At 42.2% G+C, this 17,860-nt stretch carries 13 protein-coding genes; 9 read left to right on the top strand and 4 right to left on the bottom strand.

Annotated features, from left to right (window positions below):
- Window positions 1–64: 64 nt before the first annotated feature.
- Window positions 65–1,039, bottom strand: a complete 975-nt coding sequence (gene sohB / locus Q9G97_RS06210) for a protease SohB (RefSeq protein ID WP_305900158.1) — start codon at window positions 1,037–1,039, stop codon at window positions 65–67.
- Between the two features lie 499 nt (window positions 1,040–1,538).
- Between sohB and aspS the strand changes: the two genes are divergently transcribed.
- From aspS to Q9G97_RS06185, 5 genes are all read left to right on the top strand, one after another.
- Entirely contained in the window at window positions 1,539–3,380 is a 1,842-nt protein-coding gene (gene aspS / locus Q9G97_RS06205; protein WP_305900285.1) for an aspartate--tRNA ligase, read from the top strand.
- Between the two features lie 90 nt (window positions 3,381–3,470).
- Window positions 3,471–4,484, top strand: a complete 1,014-nt coding sequence (locus Q9G97_RS06200; RefSeq protein ID WP_305900157.1) for a lysophospholipid acyltransferase family protein — start codon at window positions 3,471–3,473, stop codon at window positions 4,482–4,484.
- Window positions 4,485–4,656: 172 nt separating this feature from the next.
- A complete protein-coding gene (locus Q9G97_RS06195; protein ID WP_305900284.1) occupies window positions 4,657–5,373 on the top strand; it encodes a glycosyltransferase in 717 nt (238 codons plus the stop codon).
- Window positions 5,374–5,486: 113 nt separating this feature from the next.
- The gene (locus Q9G97_RS06190; protein WP_305900156.1) at window positions 5,487–6,335 is read left to right on the top strand and encodes a hypothetical protein; all 849 of its coding nucleotides are present in this window, start codon (window positions 5,487–5,489) and stop codon (window positions 6,333–6,335) included.
- A 265-nt stretch (window positions 6,336–6,600) separates the two neighbouring features.
- On the top strand, window positions 6,601–7,689 hold the full coding sequence (locus Q9G97_RS06185; protein WP_305900155.1) for a glycosyltransferase: 1,089 nt from the start codon (window positions 6,601–6,603) through the stop codon (window positions 7,687–7,689).
- Between the two features lie 63 nt (window positions 7,690–7,752).
- Here the strand turns inward: Q9G97_RS06185 and Q9G97_RS06180 are convergent, their stop codons facing one another.
- Window positions 7,753–8,847, bottom strand: coding sequence for a glycosyltransferase (locus tag Q9G97_RS06180; RefSeq protein WP_305900154.1), 1,095 nt, complete (start codon window positions 8,845–8,847; stop codon window positions 7,753–7,755).
- Window positions 8,848–9,203: 356 nt separating this feature from the next.
- On the opposite strand from Q9G97_RS06180, the gene Q9G97_RS06175 reads away from it, so the two are divergent.
- The 4 genes from Q9G97_RS06175 (at window position 9,204) to Q9G97_RS06160 (ending at window position 13,497) form a co-directional block, all read left to right on the top strand.
- Window positions 9,204–10,790, top strand: a complete 1,587-nt coding sequence (locus Q9G97_RS06175) for a glycosyltransferase family 39 protein (RefSeq protein ID WP_305900153.1) — start codon at window positions 9,204–9,206, stop codon at window positions 10,788–10,790.
- 87 nt (window positions 10,791–10,877) lie between these two features.
- Window positions 10,878–11,993 (top strand): glycosyltransferase family 2 protein, encoded by a 1,116-nt coding sequence (locus tag Q9G97_RS06170; protein WP_305900152.1) that lies wholly within the window; start codon window positions 10,878–10,880, stop codon window positions 11,991–11,993.
- Window positions 11,994–12,007: 14 nt separating this feature from the next.
- Window positions 12,008–12,433, top strand: a complete 426-nt coding sequence (locus Q9G97_RS06165) for a GtrA family protein (protein ID WP_305900151.1) — start codon at window positions 12,008–12,010, stop codon at window positions 12,431–12,433.
- Entirely contained in the window at window positions 12,430–13,497 is a 1,068-nt protein-coding gene (locus Q9G97_RS06160) for a ChbG/HpnK family deacetylase (RefSeq protein WP_305900150.1), read from the top strand. The genes Q9G97_RS06165 and Q9G97_RS06160 overlap by 4 nt, the downstream gene beginning before the upstream one ends.
- Window positions 13,498–13,583: 86 nt before the next feature.
- Here Q9G97_RS06160 and Q9G97_RS06155 read toward each other — a convergent pair whose 3' ends face one another.
- Together Q9G97_RS06155 and glnE are read right to left on the bottom strand one after the other, a co-directional pair.
- Window positions 13,584–14,513: a branched-chain amino acid transaminase gene (locus Q9G97_RS06155; protein WP_305900149.1), complete on the bottom strand. Its 930-nt coding sequence runs from the start codon at window positions 14,511–14,513 to the stop codon at window positions 13,584–13,586.
- A 208-nt stretch (window positions 14,514–14,721) separates the two neighbouring features.
- Window positions 14,722–17,580: a bifunctional [glutamate--ammonia ligase]-adenylyl-L-tyrosine phosphorylase/[glutamate--ammonia-ligase] adenylyltransferase gene (gene glnE, locus Q9G97_RS06150; protein ID WP_305900148.1), complete on the bottom strand. Its 2,859-nt coding sequence runs from the start codon at window positions 17,578–17,580 to the stop codon at window positions 14,722–14,724.
- Between the last annotated feature and the right edge of the window lie 280 nt (window positions 17,581–17,860).

Below are 17,860 nucleotides of genomic sequence, written 5' to 3'. Positions count from 1 at the left end.
GGATTACTGCTGCATAAATCTACTTTTACAAGTGCCACTTTAATGAATGCTACTGTAAACAACGCTACTTTAAAATATTGAATCGATTATTAAAGTCCAAACGCGCTAGGGCGTCAGGCAGTTTATCTACTGCTATATTAAGCGTTGCCTCTGCCGCTTGTGCTAAGCCTAATTTTTCGGCTAAGGTTGGTTTTTGACGAGAATGCAGCGCATAGACTTCATTATCTGCCATTAGCTCTAAAATATAGCTATCAGAGGTCTGTAGTTTATCCACTAGTTTTAATTTTAGCGCATCTTCACCATACCAATGCTCACCCGTGGCGACTTTATCAAGATCAAGCTGAGAGCGATAAGTGCTGACGAAGTGCTTAAACAGCTCATGAGTTTGCTCAAGCTCTTGTTGATACTTAGCCCGATCTTCGTCATCGTTTTCGCCAAATACGGTCACGGTGCGCTTATAGTCGCCTGCGGTAAATTGCTCATAATCAACGTCGTGGTTTTTGAGCCATTTATGGAAGTTTGGTAATTGAGATACCACACCAATTGAACCAATAACTGCAAACGGTGCAGCGACGATTTTGTCCGCGACGCAAGCCATCATATAACCACCACTGGCTGCAACTTTGTCCACACATATCGTCAGCTTTAGACCCGCTTCTTTTAGACGTACTAGCTGCGCGGCGGCCAGCCCGTAACCATGGACGATGCCACCTGGCGACTCTAAACGGATGATAACTTCATCACCTGCATCCGCCGTGCTGATTAAGGTGCTAATCTCTTCGCGTAGATGCTTGACCGCCGAGGCTTTTATATCACCGTCAAAATCCAGTACAAATACTTGCTGGCTGTCATTCTTACTTTTACGTTTGTTTTTGACTTTTAGAGCTTGCTTGGCTTTTTTTGCCATCGTTTTTTTGAACTGTTTCAATGCCACCTTGCCTTGAGTTGCCTCAAGTAAATCTTCGCGGCGTTGCTCTTGGGCTTTATTGAGATGGAGCACTTTGAGCTCAACAGGGTTCTTGGGAGGATGAAATAGCATAAACGGTATTCCTTAATATAAATAAGATTTAAGATAATAATAATTTTTGGAAGATTTCTTAGCAAGAGTTGCTTACCTTGAGCCTAATATGTGCACGATGTCACAGAGTTTCAAGCACAGCATCAATATTTAGCGGACGAATAAAAATAAAACCTCGCTAAATAAAAAGCTGAGGTATGTTCTATGTTCTATGTTCTATGTTCTATGTTCTATGTTCTATAAGTATAGTTGTATAACAAAAGCACATTAGGCATAATATGCGTTTACATTTATTTTTATGTAACCTATCGTTTTTGTATATAACCAATCGTTAGAATTTATCGATAAACGAGTTAATTCAAACACACTAGGCCTATCACTGGCGCTAGTTACTGTTGAATTGGTTGAAATCTCTTAACGATGGCTGCATTATTGTTTTTTGAATTGGGCAGACAACTGGATAACTATTATTATGACCGACAGCAGCATTGAGCAACCTAAATCTATTACCGAAAGTGAAATGAGCGTACATAGTAGCTATCGCGATGAATATTGCGGCGCAGTAAATGAAAATTTACTTGAGCAAACGATCACTATCGTCGGCTGGGTGCATCGTCGCCGTGATCATGGTGGCGTTATCTTTTTAGATATGCGTGACCGTGCAGGTATCTTACAAGTGGTTGTCGATCCAGACACTCCTGAAGCTTTCGCCACCGCTGACGCGGTTCGCCCTGAATATGTCCTCAAAATAACAGGCCGTGTGCGTCGTCGTTACGAAGGTACTGAAAACAAAAACATGACCAGTGGTCAAGTAGAGCTATTGGGCAAAGAGATTGAGGTGTTAGCAAAGTCTGAAACCCCGCCTTTCCCGCTCAATGATGAGAATATGACCGTCTCTGAAGATCTACGCCTAAAATATCGCTACCTTGATATGCGTCGCCCCCAGATGCAAGAGCGTATGGTTTTCCGTGCTCGCGCCACCTCTGCCATTCGTCGTTATTTAGATGATCATGGCTTCTTAGATGTTGAAACGCCTATCTTGACTCGTGCCACTCCTGAGGGTGCGCGTGACTATCTGGTGCCGTCACGTACGCGTCCAGGTAACTTTTTTGCGCTACCACAGTCGCCGCAGCTATTTAAGCAGTTATTGATGGTGTCAGGCTTTGATCGCTACTATCAGATCGCTAAATGCTTCCGTGATGAAGATTTACGTGCCGATCGTCAACCTGAATTTACCCAAGTGGATATCGAGACTTCATTTTTGAATGAAGAGGAGATCATGAGTATCAATGAAGGCTTGATCAAGCATGTATTCAAGACGATGTTGGATGTTGATTTCGAGACGTTCCCGCGTATGACTTATGCTGAGGCGATGCGTGATTATGCCTCCGACAAGCCAGATTTGCGTATCCCATTGAAACTACAAGACGTTGCTGACTTGATGAAGGACGTTGACTTCAAAGTGTTTGCTGGCCCTGCTAACGATCCAAAAGGTCGCGTTGCCGCACTGCGTATTCCTAATGGTGCCGCGCTAAGCCGTAAGCAGATCGATGCCTATACCAAGTTTGTTGGTATCTACGGCGCGCGCGGCTTGGCTTATATCAAAGTCAATGATGCAAGCAACATCAATAATGGCGTTGATAAAGACTCAGGTCTGCAATCTCCTATTATCAAAAACATGACTGATGAGGTACTTAATAGCCTTATTGAGCGCACACAAGCAGAAGATGGCGATATCATCTTCTTCGGTGCGGACAAAGCCAGCATCGTCAATGATGCGATGGGTGCGCTACGTCAGAAAATTGGCCTCGACCTTGAGATGCAAACTTGCGAGTGGGCACCGCTATGGGTCACTGACTTTCCGATGTTTGAAGAGACTGATGATGGCAAGTGGACGTCCATGCATCATCCGTTTACTAAACCTAAAGGCTCAGTTGAAGCATTAAAAACAGATCCAGCTGCTGCCCTATCTATCGCTTATGATATGGTGCTAAACGGTACTGAAGTCGGTGGTGGTAGCTTACGTATCAATACCTATGACATGCAGCAAGCAGTGCTCGAAGCTTTGGGTATCGGCGAACAAGAAGCCGAAGACAAATTTGGCTTCTTGTTAGATGCCCTCAAATTCGGTGCGCCGCCGCATGGTGGTCTGGCCTTTGGACTGGATCGTCTGATTATGTTGATGGTTGGCGCAGACTCTATTCGTGATGTGATCGCTTTCCCAAAAACTAAGACCGCTGAATGTCCGCTGACTCAAGCACCTGCTGGTGTCGATAGCAAACAGTTACGTGATCTAGGTATTCGAGTGCGCGAAAAAGCACAAGCGGATGCTGATGCGAATAAACAACAACCTGCACAGTAAATTACTCGATAATGTATTAGGGTCTGCTTGATCATTCACAAGCAGGCCCTATTATCTTATACAGTCTTAGCTACTGTTCTGTGAATAGTTATGAACCCTTATCATTTGTTCAAATACGTGCCTTTATCGCTGTTACGCGGTCTGGCACGTAGCATTGCTTGGATCATTATGCGTATGCCAAACGCGAGTTTGCTGCGCACGATTCGCATCAATACGCTTTTGATAGATCCCGCCTTGTCTGAGGCGCAAAAGCATACTCTTAATAAACAGATTGTGCTTAATCAGTGCTTAAGTAGCGTGGAGTCTATTAAAAGCTGGGCGATGTCGCCGCAGTGGAGCATAGATCAGATCATTGATGTCTATGATAAGGAGATTCTTTTAGAAGGTTTAGCCAATCCCAACGGTATGATTGCTATCTTGCCGCATCTAGGGACTTGGGAGATGATGAATGCGTGGATCAATCAACTTGGCGCATCGACTATTATGTACAAGCCCGTCAAGGGTAGATTGACCAATGAGTTTATATTGCAAGGTCGTCAACGCCTTAGCGCTACTTTAGTTCCAACTGACGGTAGTGGTGTCAAAGCTGTATTCAAGGCTTTAAAGCAAGGCGGCTTCAGTATGATACTGCCCGATCATGTACCTGAGCCCTCAGGTGGTGTGGTAGTGCCGTTTTTTGGCATTGAGACTTTGACAAGCACTTTGGCCTCTAAGCTGGCTAGCAAAACTAAATGTGCTTTGGTAGGTATCTCCTGTATTCGTCGCAGTGATGGTCGCGGCTTTGATATTCATTGTTATCGCCTTGATAATCCCGATTTGTATGATCGTAATGCTAATGTCTCAACCCATGCGCTTAATCAAGCTATGGAGAGTATAATAAAGCCACATTGTAGTCACTATATGTGGGGTTATAGGCGCTTTAAGCATATCCCTGAATTAGGCAACCCCTATCGCGCTGATAAGCAGAAACTGACAACGTTCGTTCAAATGAACACGGCTCGTAACAGCACTATTCAAACTGCAAATACTCAAGCTACAAACGCTAAGCTCACCACTGATACCAATACCAATGAAGTTAATAACGCTGACAAACCCTCTGGTTAGATTTTTATGCTTATGGGTGATATGCTTCATTCAACTTTATACTGCTATCACTAATATGAGTATTCCCTAACCTCTACATGAGTATTTTATGGCTACTGATACAACTACAACCACCTCATCCAATCAGACTGACACTACTATTAATCTAGTAGAGCAGCGCTATATTATCTGCATGAAATGGGGTAATAAGTACGGCGCTGAGTACGTCAATCGCTTATATAACATGGTCAGCCGTCATCTGACGTTAGAGTTTCAGATGGTGTGCTTGACTGATGATAGTAGCGGTATCGACCCTGCAATACAGTGCTATCCTATCCCTGAGATGGATCTGCCCGCAGGTCCTGAGAGGGGCTGGAAGAAGCTTACGACGTTCAAGCCTGAATTATATGATCTAAAGGGCGTGGCGCTATTTTTAGACATTGATATTGTTATCGTTGCTAACATGGATGGATTTTTTACTTACGAGGCTCAGCACCCAGATAGCGTAGTGATTATTCGCGACTGGAAGAAGCCTTGGCGGATGATCGGTAACAGCTCTGTATATCGTTTTAACATTGGTATGAACACCTACCCTGACCTGCTTGCGAACTTTGAGCGTAATTTTGAAACGATACGTACCCAAGTACGCCATGAGCAAGCCTATTTATCTAATTATTTGCGCCAGCATCATCACTTAGAGTATTGGGATAAAACCTGGTGCGTCAGCTTTAAGTATCAATGCATCGCCCCTATTCCTTTTAACTTTATTCGCACACCGAAGCTACCTGATAGGGCTAAGATAGTTATCTTTCATGGTGAGATCAATCCGCCAGATGCTATTAACGGTACTGGTGGCAAATGGTATCGCCATATCAAACCAAGTCCTTGGTTAAAGGAACATTGGCAATAGTAATATTTAGTAGTTTTTATTGACTGGTTTAAATAGATGCTGATAACCTGATAACTATCTATATGTTATACCTTTATGCTTTTAAATGATTTGAATAAACAGGGAAGATAATAGTGCAACTGCCCTCTAGCGCCAGCTTTGATATTGACCATCAGCTTATTGCTATTGCTGGTTTTGATGCCAATCAAAATGAGCAGAGCTTAAATCAGCAAGCGGTTAATATCATTGCTTCTGGCCCCTCTATTGCGCATTTAGCATTTGTGGAGCTGTTAGATACCGCGACTATATTTGTCAACGGCAGTATCAGTCTACTTGCTGAGCATACTTTTAATAATGTAGTCGGTTGGGTGATTAGTGATGCCCGTTTTATCAGTCATCAGCCTGAGGTTTTTACAAAGTATTATAATGGTCAGCCTTTATATGCAACCCTAGCTGTGTTTGAGGCAATAGCAGCAAGCCATCCTAATATTATTCGTGAGTATTCAAGCTCAATGCGCATCCTCTACCCTGTTGATAGACCTTGGAGCGTCAAAGCCAATAAGCTAGGGTTTGATATATTATCTTTTAAGCAAAAGCTATTTAATAAAAAAATGCCTTTATCTCATTTTGCTAACGATCCTAATTTTGTGATTGATAATGAGCATAAGCCCGTGCCAATCGGTGTCTCTCTTGATGTTACTCAAGGCTTTGTAGAAGCGGGAACAGTAGTCTATGTCGCCGCGCAGCTCGCTTTTTCACGAAACGCTGGCGCTATTCATCTATATGGTGTGGATCTAATCAATAGTAATCTACCACGGTTTTATGAGAATACAGAAAATAGCGCACCAAGTAAGCTGGATAAAGCAGTTAGCGAGCGTATTGTGCCTTCGCTGAATCTATTAGGTCGGGTGTACAAGCAGCATGGTGTGCCTGTTATTAACCACTCGCCCGTGTCTCAATATTTGTTCGATGATTTGGGTTGATATTGTTTTTATAGTAGCCTTACCAATAACAAGTTCGTATATCACAATGTTAAAGCTATAAGTCTAAAAAATATTTATGAGGCTGATCTGAATGATAAATATTAACTATAGTTCAGATCTTTTTATAAAATTTATATCATAAATTAAATGGTTATCATTATGCTATTATCCACATGCATTGAAAGACGCAACCAATATCTACTATTTTAGTGTTTCAATAACAACATTAATAACCATTTTTATTTCAAAATTTAAGAGTCATTTTATGGATATCTCTGCAAGTATTACTAAGCAAACAGGTCAAGCGAATAATGTGAATACATTAGCATTTTGTGTTGATGAGAATTATTTACCTTATGCTTTGTTTGCTGCTGAACAATTCATAACGTTACATCCAGAATTGCCCTGTGACATTTGTATTTGCCTGCCAGATATCAGCAAAGTACCCCAAAGGTTTCAAGGTAAAGGCATCCGTTTTATCGAGCTATCCATTAATGGTATAGACTCGTTACCTGTAGGTCGTCTTAGCCTAGCTGCCTACTATCGTTTATTTCTACCTCAAGTGTTTAATGAGGTTTATAAATATATTATTTACTTAGATGCTGACACTTTTGTCAATAAAGCTTTTTATAATGATTTGTTGACACATATAGAAACATTGCCAGCTGACTTTTGCGTTGCCGCCGCAACAGATATCATGGAACTAAAGTTTCGCTCCTCTTTTAAGGAGAAAAGATCTATTGTTGATGATTATGTAGAGTCGTATCATCAGTCCAATCATGTTTATCGTAATTCAGGGGTATTGGTATTTAATACTGAAAATTATGTCAAAGAAGATGTGCTTTCAAGGGTATTTAATTATGCTATTGATAATGCTGATAGCCTACAGTGCCATGATCAATCTGCCCTTAATAGAGTTTTATTAGATGATATAGCACTACTACCTTTTGACTTTAATTGGCAAATAAACAGACTCACTTATAAGTTTACCGAAGTAGTAGACCCCTATATTATTCATTTTATCAGTAATAACAAACCTTGGAGGACTGATAATAAATATACCACTAAGTACCAAACATATTACAAGGATTTTTTACTCGCTAACTTTCCTGAGATTACTGTTGATATAGCAACGATGCTGAATCAAAGACGTAAGTCGCCGAAATACAATAACCCTATTAGAGAGTTTATTTCAAGAGAATGGCAGCATCTCAAGAGCACTTCATCAGATAAAATTATGACTATATCAGGTTTTGAAAAAATAAAAGATAAATATGATATAAGAGAAACACTTATAGACACACCGTTTTTAGTTTCTGACAATCGAAACAATGCTGCTAAGAAGCCTAATTAGTATATATTCTCAATTAAGTTATCAATATAAGATAAGACAGGTTTTTTCAATAACTTGTAAATTTCATATATTTTGAGAAAAGTCTAAGTATTTTTGGGCAATAACAGTTGGTAGTAGCTCTTCATCAAACTCAGCATAAAACTGCTTGGGGTTTTGCATAGCTTGTCTCAATTTAGCAGCGATAGCGTCCGTATCGCCTTTTGGCATTAGGTTAGCCGCAGGCAGTAACTCTTTGGGGCCAGACGGACAATCAGTACTAATAACAGGTGTGCCAAGTGCTAACGCTTCTGCAATGACTATAGCGAACCCTTCCCAATCTGAGGTTAATATCTTAAATTGCGCATGCTTGATAAACGGGTAAGGGTTTTCGCAAAAGCCTAAAAATACTACTTTGTCCTTGAGACCTAGATCAATTGCCAATTGTTCCATATCTTTTTTATGTTTACCTTGACCAAGTAGCAATAGAGGCATGGATTGATCGGTTTGTGCATAAGCGTTCAGCAATATGTCGTGGCGTTTAGCTTCTTTAAAACTGCCTACATGAATAATATAGTTTTGATACTTATAGTTTTGAGATTTAGGAACAAAAGCATTGGCTAGTTTTTGAACTGCCTTCTGATCAATAGGATTATGTATAGCGGTAATCGGTGTAATATCACCAAGATTTTCTACAAAATCGTTCATAACGCCTCGACTGACACAAACGCAAGGATGCTTTGAGTAAATATCAATCAGTTTTGACTTAATATGCGCAATATTTTTTATCTCATCAAACTTATACTCTAATGAGATAGTGTTGTGAATGACATTGACAATATTTGGCAAGCGACTGTGACTAAGAACGTTATCTGCGCGATCAAGATTTGATAATACAATAGCAGGCTGACCAATTTTACTTAACACATAGCGATCAAGTGCTGCTGTAAACAGTTTATCTCGAACCGTGATACTTGGTATTAGCTTATAAGGTTTATATCTAATCAAATGATAGTTAAGATTTGGATTAATCTCGTACTCGATCAATGGCTTAAACCTGACAATATGCACCTCAAACCCTAGCTCATAGAGTCCTTGTCCTAAAGTTAAAACAAAACGCTCTGCACCGCCTCCTTGAAGACAATTAATAACCAGTAGTGCAGATTTACTATGATGCTTCATAAAAAGACGTCCCGATAATCATATAGTATTTAACTAAAAGCACACGACTAATGCTGAACTTCAAGAATCGATGCTGCGTTCCAAAAATTTTATATTCAAAAATTAGATAAGTTATAGAGTGTCATACTTATCAATCAATTTAATAATGTCATCTATAAATATTATCTAACCATAGTGCCTAAAGATAGCATCTAACCCTTTATAAAGTTCAGCGCAGTGCTTATTGTGACTATGACTTCTGAACAATAGACTTTATACTAGGGCGTATCATCATTTAAAACAAATAATACTTATTAGGCTAGAGTTTTTGCTCTCAGCTCTGTTCACATTCTCTGCGCAATAAGAAGTATCTAATCATGACCTCTAATAATAAACCTTTCTTGAGCGCCGACCCTAAATCTGATCGCAATAGTCATGACAAAAACTTAGGTATTGATAAAAATACATGGCAACAATGGCGAAAGTTTGGCCTATTATTACTCGCCTATTTTGTTATCTGGTCTATTGCTCCCGCCTTTTTAGCGAGTAGTGTACCCTTCGACGTTAGCGAGGGTGTCAGTTGGGGCAGCGAGTGGCAGTGGGGTTATTACAAACACCCCCCACTTTCATCGTGGATATTATACAGCTTTTATCAAATGTTTGGTCATATCGGCCCTTATTTACTCAGCCAACTCTACGTTTTACTCACTTTATTCGTTATCTATAAGTTAGGAAAACAAGTATGGTCAGTACCGATAGCGCTACTGGGTAGCGCTTTGACCTTAGCGGTGGTTTATTATGGCTACCCTAGCTTAGAGTTTAACCATAATGTGGCGCAATTTCCTATTTGGGCAGGTTTATACTTAGTCTTTTATCAAGCTCTCACCAAAAATCGTCTGATGGACTGGGTATTACTAGGCGTGCTAGGTGGTCTTGGTATGCTTACCAAATACAGCGTGATATTTTTGCTGTTGCCAATGGCATTGTATTTAGTATTACCAAAACAATGGCCATTGCTAAAACAGCCACAGCCTTGGCTTGCTGCCTTTATCATGCTGGCACTATTTTCGCCGCATCTATATTGGCTCATGACCCATGATTGGCTACCCTTTGGTTACGCGAGCGGACGCGCAAACGAAGTTACACAAGGGGCTGATACGATCAAAAACCACTTCGGTTGGATCGGCTTTATTACCGCTCAAATTGTTGCCCATGTTCCGCTATTGTTGATGCTTATCTTCAACCGTAAGCGCTTATTTGCTGTGCGTGATTATAAAGATCATCTACCAGCAGGTGCATCGCTGCTGTGGTATCTGTGGCTATCACCAATCGTAGTGCTAGTAGTACTAAGTGTAGTGTTTGGTATGGGTCTGCGCGATATGTGGGGTATGCCGATGTGGGCGTTGTCAGGACTGCTAGCGGCTTCATTTATTATACCCACAACGCAAGCGTTAATGACCCGTAAATTACACAAAGCGCTCGCTATTTGGTTATCGCTGGTGACTGTGCTTATGGTAGTGTATGTCGGTTTTGGCGATAAGCTACGAGACAAGTCATCAAGAATGCAGTGGCCTGAACAGGCATTGGCTGGGCAAGCTTCAACAACATGGCAATCGGTTAGCAGTTGTCCTCTGGATAGCGTATCAGGAGATCGTTGGCTGGGTGCGCTGGTTGCGATAAATAATGGCTTTCCCTCACAAATGATCTCAGGACCTGCCAGTCATTCTCCATGGATGAGTATTAAACGCTTGCAACAAAACGGTACTTTAGTAATGTGGCAGAGCGATGACGAGGTAGTACTACCCTTATTAGATCAACTAGATGCTAGCGCTTCTAATAACTCAAAGAGCGACTCATTGATCAAAAAACAGGGTCAATGGCAGCTGGCTTGGCGAGAGACTAATATCACTGAACCATTAGTGGTAAACTGGATAGCTTATGTGCCTGCGCGCTGCGCTAAATAGTTCTCTAGCGCTGATACATAGGCTGTTTTTAGTTAGATAGCATTTATTTTTGTCACCATACTTTTTGCAAATTTATATAGGTTCTGCATGACGCAAGATTATAGTTACGCGCCTTACTTGTCTATTATTATGCCTGCCTATAATGATGCTAAGGCGTTGCAAGCTTTTTTACCACAAGTGTTTGAGTTTTCGGCTAAGCTGACTATACCTAGTGATAACGCTGTTAAAAACAACCCTGTCAAAAATAGCACCAGTAAAGACATTAGTAATAGAGCCATCGTTTGTGAAATTATTATTGTTGATGATGGCAGTAGTGACAATCTAGTCGAAGTCGTAACGGCGCTGATGCCAAGCCGCCCTAGTCATACAGAGCTGGTGTTGGTACGTCTATCGCGTAACTTTGGCAAAGAGCCTGCCCTCAGTGCCGGTCTACGTCAAGCTGAGGGTGACATCGTCGCTATGATAGATGCTGATGGACAACATCCGCTTCCCGTACTGGCGCAAATGATCACGATGATTGAGCAATCAAATATCGATATGGTAGCGGGTATTCAGGCCAATCGTCCTCATGAGAGCCGCCTAGCCAAAACTTTTAAAGCCAGCTTTTATCATTTTATTCAAGATCGTCAGCGTTATGAGATTCGCCCTAATGCCGGTGATTTTAGAGTGATGAATCGTAAGGTTGTACAAGCCTTGCGCTCATTACCTGAGCGTCAACGTTTTATGAAAGGCTTGTACGCTTGGGTCGGTTTTAATACGGTATATTTGCCGTTTACCGCTGACAATCGGGATACAGGTGAGAGCAAGTTTAACTTTGGTAGTCTATTTGAGCTGGCATTAGTCGGGATTACCTCTTTTTCACAAAAACCATTACGTCTGATCTCACGCATGGGGTTTATCGTCTCCGCGTTGGCCTTTTTATACGGATTGTATATCGTTATTGAGACGCTATTATTTGGCAGCGATGTTGCAGGTTGGGCAACCGTAGCCGCTGGTATTATGTTTTCGACGGGCATTCAATTGGTATGTATCGGCGTCATCGGTGAGTATGTCGGTCGTCTCTACGAAGAGGTAAAGCAGCGCCCACTATACTTAGTCAATGAAACCATTAGCAGTCATAGCCTAATTGACGCTAATATCGAGCCTGAGCGTTATCAGCATCATGATCTTAATAAACAATCTATCGATCACTCTCGCCCATAATACAGCTACTATCCATGAATAAAATTGCTATGACTCAATCAGCCTCTCGCCAAGCACTATGGTTTTTAGTCGTTGGTGCAAGCGCCGCTGCTGTGCACTTTTTAGTACTCATTAGCGTGGTAAGCTTTACGACTATCAGCCCTGCTTGGGCTAACGTGATTGCCTTTTTATTGGCGTTCATTGTCAGCTTTTTGGGTCACTTTTATTTAACTTTTAGTACATCGACTACCTCTAGCCTTTATAAAGACAGGCAACCTCTGCACACTTTATTAAAATGGTTTGCCAGCTCAGTTATTGGATTTGCCGCCAATCAAGGCTTATTCGTACTGGGGCTTAACTGGTTTGGCGAGAGTTACTATATCTTTATTTGGCTAGTAATCACGGCTATTATTACGGTAATGACTTTTGCATTAGGTAAACTTTGGGCCTTTAAATCATGACTAATAACTCTCAAGATAATAATTTTCAAAACAGCAACTCTGAAAATATCAACTCTCAAAACGATAACTCTATAGCTATGATGAATAAAGAAAATCAAAACCTAGAGCAGACCAATACTCCTACTAATAATGCTCGTGCTATTATAATTAATGTAGATGATTTAGGCTTGTCAGATGCGGTTAATCAAGCGGTTATCCGCTTGGCTGAACGCGGGCTTATTGGTGCTAGTAGCTATATGGTCGGCGGTAGCATCAGCGCTGATACTATAAGTAGGCTAAGCGAGCTAAACGTCGATGTGGGTCTGCATTTAGATCTGACGGGGATATTTCCATCAGACTTACTAGGATCGCTTAAGCCGCTTCTTATTACCAGCTATCTGCGTCGCCTCAAACCTGCAATAGTGACTGATATTATCAACCGTCAATTTGATAGTTTTGAGGATACTTTTGGACGTGCGCCAGCCTTCGTAGATGGTCATCAACACATTCATCAGTTCCCTGTTATTCGTCAGTGCTTAATAAAAGCGTTGACTACTCGCTATGGTGAAGACGCCCAAAATACGGTTTGTGCCCGTGTCACCACGCCCTTAGTCAATGATATAAAATCACAAGTTATCTATCATTTAGGTGGCAAATCTTGGCGTAAGCTATGCGCTGACAATAACATCACGACCAATGACAAGTTCGGCGGAGTATATGGATTTGATACCGATACTGCGCAGCTCTCAGCGCTTTGGAATCAGTGGTTAAGCGCCGCGCCTCGTACTCGGTTTCTCACTTCAGGCTTATACAACTTAGATATAAATCTTGCCTCGCAAGGCACTTATTCTCAATATGGCAGTACTACACCTGCGATTCACTCCGTACCGTTAGGTCTACCACGCGATATGAAAACATCGCTGATTATGTGTCATCCAGCGGTGCCTAATAGTGGCTGGCAAGATGATATCAAGCAGGCACGCGAGCGTGAATTTGAGTGGCTAATGAGCTATCAGTTTGAAGATTTATTATTACAAAACGAGGTTAGACTGATGAGTTGGTCGGATATTACAAAAGGTAATTAAATAGGCTTACTCTGCTACTGCATGAAAAAAGCCAATATTTATTGGATATTGGCTTTTTACTTAGCATCTAGTATTTTTAGATTGAATTAATCAATAAAGCTTAACCAGTCCATGTACTGCTCATTACGACCATGCACCACGTCAAAGTACAAAGTTTGCAGCTTTTCAGTTAAGGGGCCACGGCCACCATTGCCGATAGTACGATCATCGTATTCACGAATCGGGGTGACCTCAGCTGCCGTACCGGTCATAAATATCTCATCCGCAAGATAGAACTCATCACGAGTAATACGGCGCTCAGTGACCTTTATGCCTAAGTCATTAGCGAACTGAATAATAGTACGACGGGTAATGCCATCTAGCGCGCCACCAGCCAAATCTGGAGTATGTAATTCGCCGTTTTTGACCAGAAACAAATTCTCACCTGAGCCCTGACAGACATAGCCTTGTGAATCCATCATAATCGCCTCATCATAGCCATTACGAGTGACTTCACGATTGGCCATGATTGATACGGGATAATTGCTTGACGCTTTGGCCTTGCACATGGTGACGTTTGGCAGATGATGAGTATAAGAAGAGGTTTTGACACGGATCCCCTTTTGAATACCTTCCTCTCCTAAATAAGCGCCCCAATGCCAAGCGGCAACCATAGCATTAACGCTATTATTATGAGCCGCCAAGCCCAGTTTTTCGGCACCTATCCATATCAACGGACGAAGATAAGCTTCGGCTAAATTATTTTGCTTAACGACATCTTTATGCGCCTGCTCTAAGGTTGCCGCATCGAAGGGTACCTCTAACTGAAATATTTTCGCTGATCCTAATAGACGGTCAGTATGGTCTTTTAGACGAAAGATAGCTGTGCGCTTATCATCCGTTTGATAAGCACGTACCCCTTCAAACACCGCTATACCGTAATGTAGACTATGAGTCAGCACATGAATTTTGGCATCAGGCTGCTCAATCATTGTGCCATTCATCCAAAGCTTACCGTCTTGTGTTTCCATGCTCATTGAATCATCCTTAACGTTAGTGCTGATGCCTAACTTTTTTGTTGAGTTTTAGATATTGGTTTATTGATTATATTGTCTTATAAGCGATACAGATAATTAAAGAATCGCTGTAAGCTGCGAGAGATTATAGCACCAGCGCTCTGAATAAATGAAATCTTTTAGTTATCCTAAATTAGACTTTTATTTATATCAAATTAGGATATAAAGGTTAGTTTGTCCCTTCGTTCGTATAGCCGTCATCGCTGCCACCCATCAAGCGCTGCCACTGATCCTGTACTAGCGCGCGAGTGTCAACCCATAGCGTCTCATCGACCAAGAGCGACTGCTCAGATAGCGCTAATTGATGAGTGGCAGCGCGAATACGCAAATAGGCGTCGGTTAAATCTTGGCAAATTTGTGTGTCCCATATCTCAAGTAGCGCCATCTCCTCAAAGATACGCACGTTATCACTCCATTTGGTCAAGCTGGGATAATGGTGAGAATAAGCCAATACCGCAAATTGTGCTAAAAACTCAATATCGACAATGCCACCAGCGTCTTGTTTAAGATGAAACTTACCTTTTTCTTGCTCCCTCTCACTAGTGCCAAGATGCTTTTGCATTTTGAGACGCATGCTCGTCACCTCAACGCGCACTTCGTCAAGGGTGCGTGGCAAAGATAGAACTTCACGGCGAATATCACAAAAATTTGTAGTCACTCGCTTATCGCCGCAGATGGCGCGCGCGCGTACTAAGGCTTGATGCTCCCACGCCCAAGCTTTACTCAGCTGATAGGTTTCAAACGCATGACAGGACACCACCATCATGCCAGCATTGCCTGAGGGGCGCAGGCGCATATCGATCTCATAAGCACGGCCATCACGAGTCTGAGTATTTAGGTAAGTCATCAGCTTTTGTGCCAAACGCGCGGCAAACTTCATGCCACTCACTGAGGTCTCGCCTGTGGTCATGCCCTGCTCTTGTATCTGATGTAAAAATACTAGATCCAAATCAGAGGAATAGGACAGCTCAAGCCCACCAAGCTTACCATATCCAATGATCGCAAAGCCGCAATCGGCCTCGGTGACAGGATCGCCACCTTTACCGATAGGATAACCGTAGCGCTTGACCAGCTCACTAAAGCCACGCTCAAGAGCCGCCTCTAATACCACCGCTGCGATATAAGTGAGCGAGTCGGATACTTTCATAATCGGTCTTTCGGCTAACACATCACTGGCTGCTACTGCTAGCACTTGGTTTTTCTTAAACAGGCGCAGTACGCTCAACAGCTCTTCTTCATCATCAGGCTCAACTCGCAAAAGACGCTGACGCAAAATATCGCGCAGCTCAGGCTTATCAGGCAGATGGCGATAGCGCTGCTGCAAAAACGTATCGAGCAGGACAGGATAGCGTGCCAGCTCACCTGCGATCCAAGGACTGGCTGACAGCATCGGAATCAGCTCAACCGTCGCGTTAGGGTTTTCAGCGATCATCACTAAGTAGATCGAGCGCCGACTGATCGCCTCTAATAAGGTAATGAGTCGGGGTAACGCTTTATTTGCTAATTGCTGCTGCTTTTGGTGCGCAAGCAAGGCATGCAAGATTATAGGATAAGCAGCATCCAACCGAGCCCTTGCCTCTGGGCTTAAATTGACTATCATTTTTGATTGCCAAAAAGCTTCTAGCTGCTCGCGATTCTGTTCGCTCAATACCGTGTCTAACTGCGCTATTTGCTCATCAAGTTTGGCAGGTACAATGCTCGTGTCTTCTTGAGTTGCCACTTTGCGCTCAGTGACCATACGCTCAAACGGCACGTTGACTTGCTCTCGATGCTCATTTAAGGTCAAGAGCAACGCTTGCCAGTCTGTAAAGCCTAAAGTAGTCGCCAAATTATGCTGCCAAAACTCGTCCTGTGGCAGTCGCTGGGTTTGCTGATCGTTGATCGCTTGAATACCATGCTCTAGCCGACGCAAAAAGCGATAAGCCGCTTGTAGTTTCTCATACGTTGGCAGCTTTAGGTATTTCAGCTGAGATAGCGCTTGCATAGCTTGCAAGCAAGACTTGACTTGTAACTGCTGATGACGACCGCCATAAATCAGCTGAAACGCCTGTACAATAAACTCAATATCACGAATACCACCCGCCCCGAGCTTTATATTATCTAAATCTTCACGCTGGGCGACTTGATTTTGGATCAAAGACTTCATCTCACGTAGCGCTGAAAACGCACTATAATCGACATAATAGCGAAATACAAATGGCTTGATCATCGCCTGCAAGTCACGGTAGAACGATGACTCAACCTGTCCAACCACTCGCGCTTTTAACCAAGCAAAGCGCTCCCAAGCGCGACCGTGATTGCTAAAGTATTTTTGTAGTGCCGATAGATGAATCGCCAGATCGCTGCCATCACCCCAAGGTCGTAGACGCATATCGACTCGAAATACAAAGCCATCAGCAGTATTATTATCGAGCAATTTAATAATACCTTGTCCTAAACGCGTCATAAAACGTTTATTGTCGATACTACGCGTGCCCTTTGCCTTATCACCATCCGTCTCGCCGCGTGCTTGATGAATAAATACCAAATCAATATCGCTTGATAAGTTCAGCTCATGTGCGCCAAGCTTACCCATCGCCATAATAGCCATACTGTCGGTTTGTTTATTGCCCTTCGCATTGATGAACGTCGGCTGTCCATATTGGGTAATCAGCTGCCCATAGGTATAGTCTTTGGCAAATAAAATACAGCCATCCGCAAACTCTGATAACTCATCGGTTAGCTGCTCAAGCTCGATATCACCCAGTGCGTCCTGCCAAATCCAGCGCATCATCAATAGATTGCGCAGATGACGCAAACCGCTCATCACTTTGGGCTCATCTGCCAGCTGATAGTTATCATCCAAAGTATAATCTTGAATAAGATCATCAATCTGCTGGCGAGTCAAAGTCTGATCAAGAGGATAACTGCGCAGAAAGGTTTGACAAGAGATCGTGCGACTTTCCCAAATGTTATAAGCAAATTCGCTTGCCGTTTGTAATACTTGCAACTGATGGCTGGTTGGTTGATAGTCTTTAAGGTTGGGCATAGCGAGAAAATCTCCTTATGAGATAAATAAAGGTGACCATCAAAATTCTTATTTTAATACTGTTATCTTAGTACTTAAAGCTTAGTACTTAAATCTCAGTACTTAAGTTAATATCCATAGCTACTCGTTCGTAGCAATAGTGTTTAGCATAAAATTACTATTAATAACCTAGCTAAACTAAGACTCAATCGACTTTATGGTAGCATAAAAGCTTAATAAAAATTAAATAAGCTGGCGTCAAATCTTGACCCTACAAAGGCTTATTTGAAGGCGAGAACAC

It is taken from the genome of Psychrobacter sp. M13, assembly GCF_030718935.1.
In the GTDB taxonomy this organism is placed as follows: domain Bacteria; phylum Pseudomonadota; class Gammaproteobacteria; order Pseudomonadales; family Moraxellaceae; genus Psychrobacter; species Psychrobacter immobilis_G.
This window is presented reverse-complemented; position numbering and strand designations above follow the sequence as displayed.

Excerpts from the sequence above, each read along its gene's own strand:
- sohB (WP_305900158.1), bottom strand. The coding sequence starts at position 1,039 with ATGCTATTTCATCCTCCCAAGAACCCTGTTGAGCTCAAAGTGCTCCAT.
- aspS (WP_305900285.1), top strand. The coding sequence starts at position 1,539 with ATGAGCGTACATAGTAGCTATCGCGATGAATATTGCGGCGCAGTAAAT.
- Q9G97_RS06200 (WP_305900157.1), top strand. The coding sequence starts at position 3,471 with ATGAACCCTTATCATTTGTTCAAATACGTGCCTTTATCGCTGTTACGC.
- Q9G97_RS06195 (WP_305900284.1), top strand. The coding sequence starts at position 4,657 with ATGAAATGGGGTAATAAGTACGGCGCTGAGTACGTCAATCGCTTATAT.
- Q9G97_RS06185 (WP_305900155.1), top strand. The coding sequence starts at position 6,601 with ATGGATATCTCTGCAAGTATTACTAAGCAAACAGGTCAAGCGAATAAT.
- Q9G97_RS06180 (WP_305900154.1), bottom strand. The coding sequence starts at position 8,847 with ATGAAGCATCATAGTAAATCTGCACTACTGGTTATTAATTGTCTTCAA.
- Q9G97_RS06175 (WP_305900153.1), top strand. The coding sequence starts at position 9,204 with ATGACCTCTAATAATAAACCTTTCTTGAGCGCCGACCCTAAATCTGAT.
- Q9G97_RS06170 (WP_305900152.1), top strand. The coding sequence starts at position 10,878 with ATGACGCAAGATTATAGTTACGCGCCTTACTTGTCTATTATTATGCCT.
- Q9G97_RS06165 (WP_305900151.1), top strand. The coding sequence starts at position 12,008 with ATGAATAAAATTGCTATGACTCAATCAGCCTCTCGCCAAGCACTATGG.
- Q9G97_RS06160 (WP_305900150.1), top strand. The coding sequence starts at position 12,430 with ATGACTAATAACTCTCAAGATAATAATTTTCAAAACAGCAACTCTGAA.
- Q9G97_RS06155 (WP_305900149.1), bottom strand. The coding sequence starts at position 14,513 with ATGAGCATGGAAACACAAGACGGTAAGCTTTGGATGAATGGCACAATG.
- glnE (WP_305900148.1), bottom strand. The coding sequence starts at position 17,580 with ATGCCCAACCTTAAAGACTATCAACCAACCAGCCATCAGTTGCAAGTA.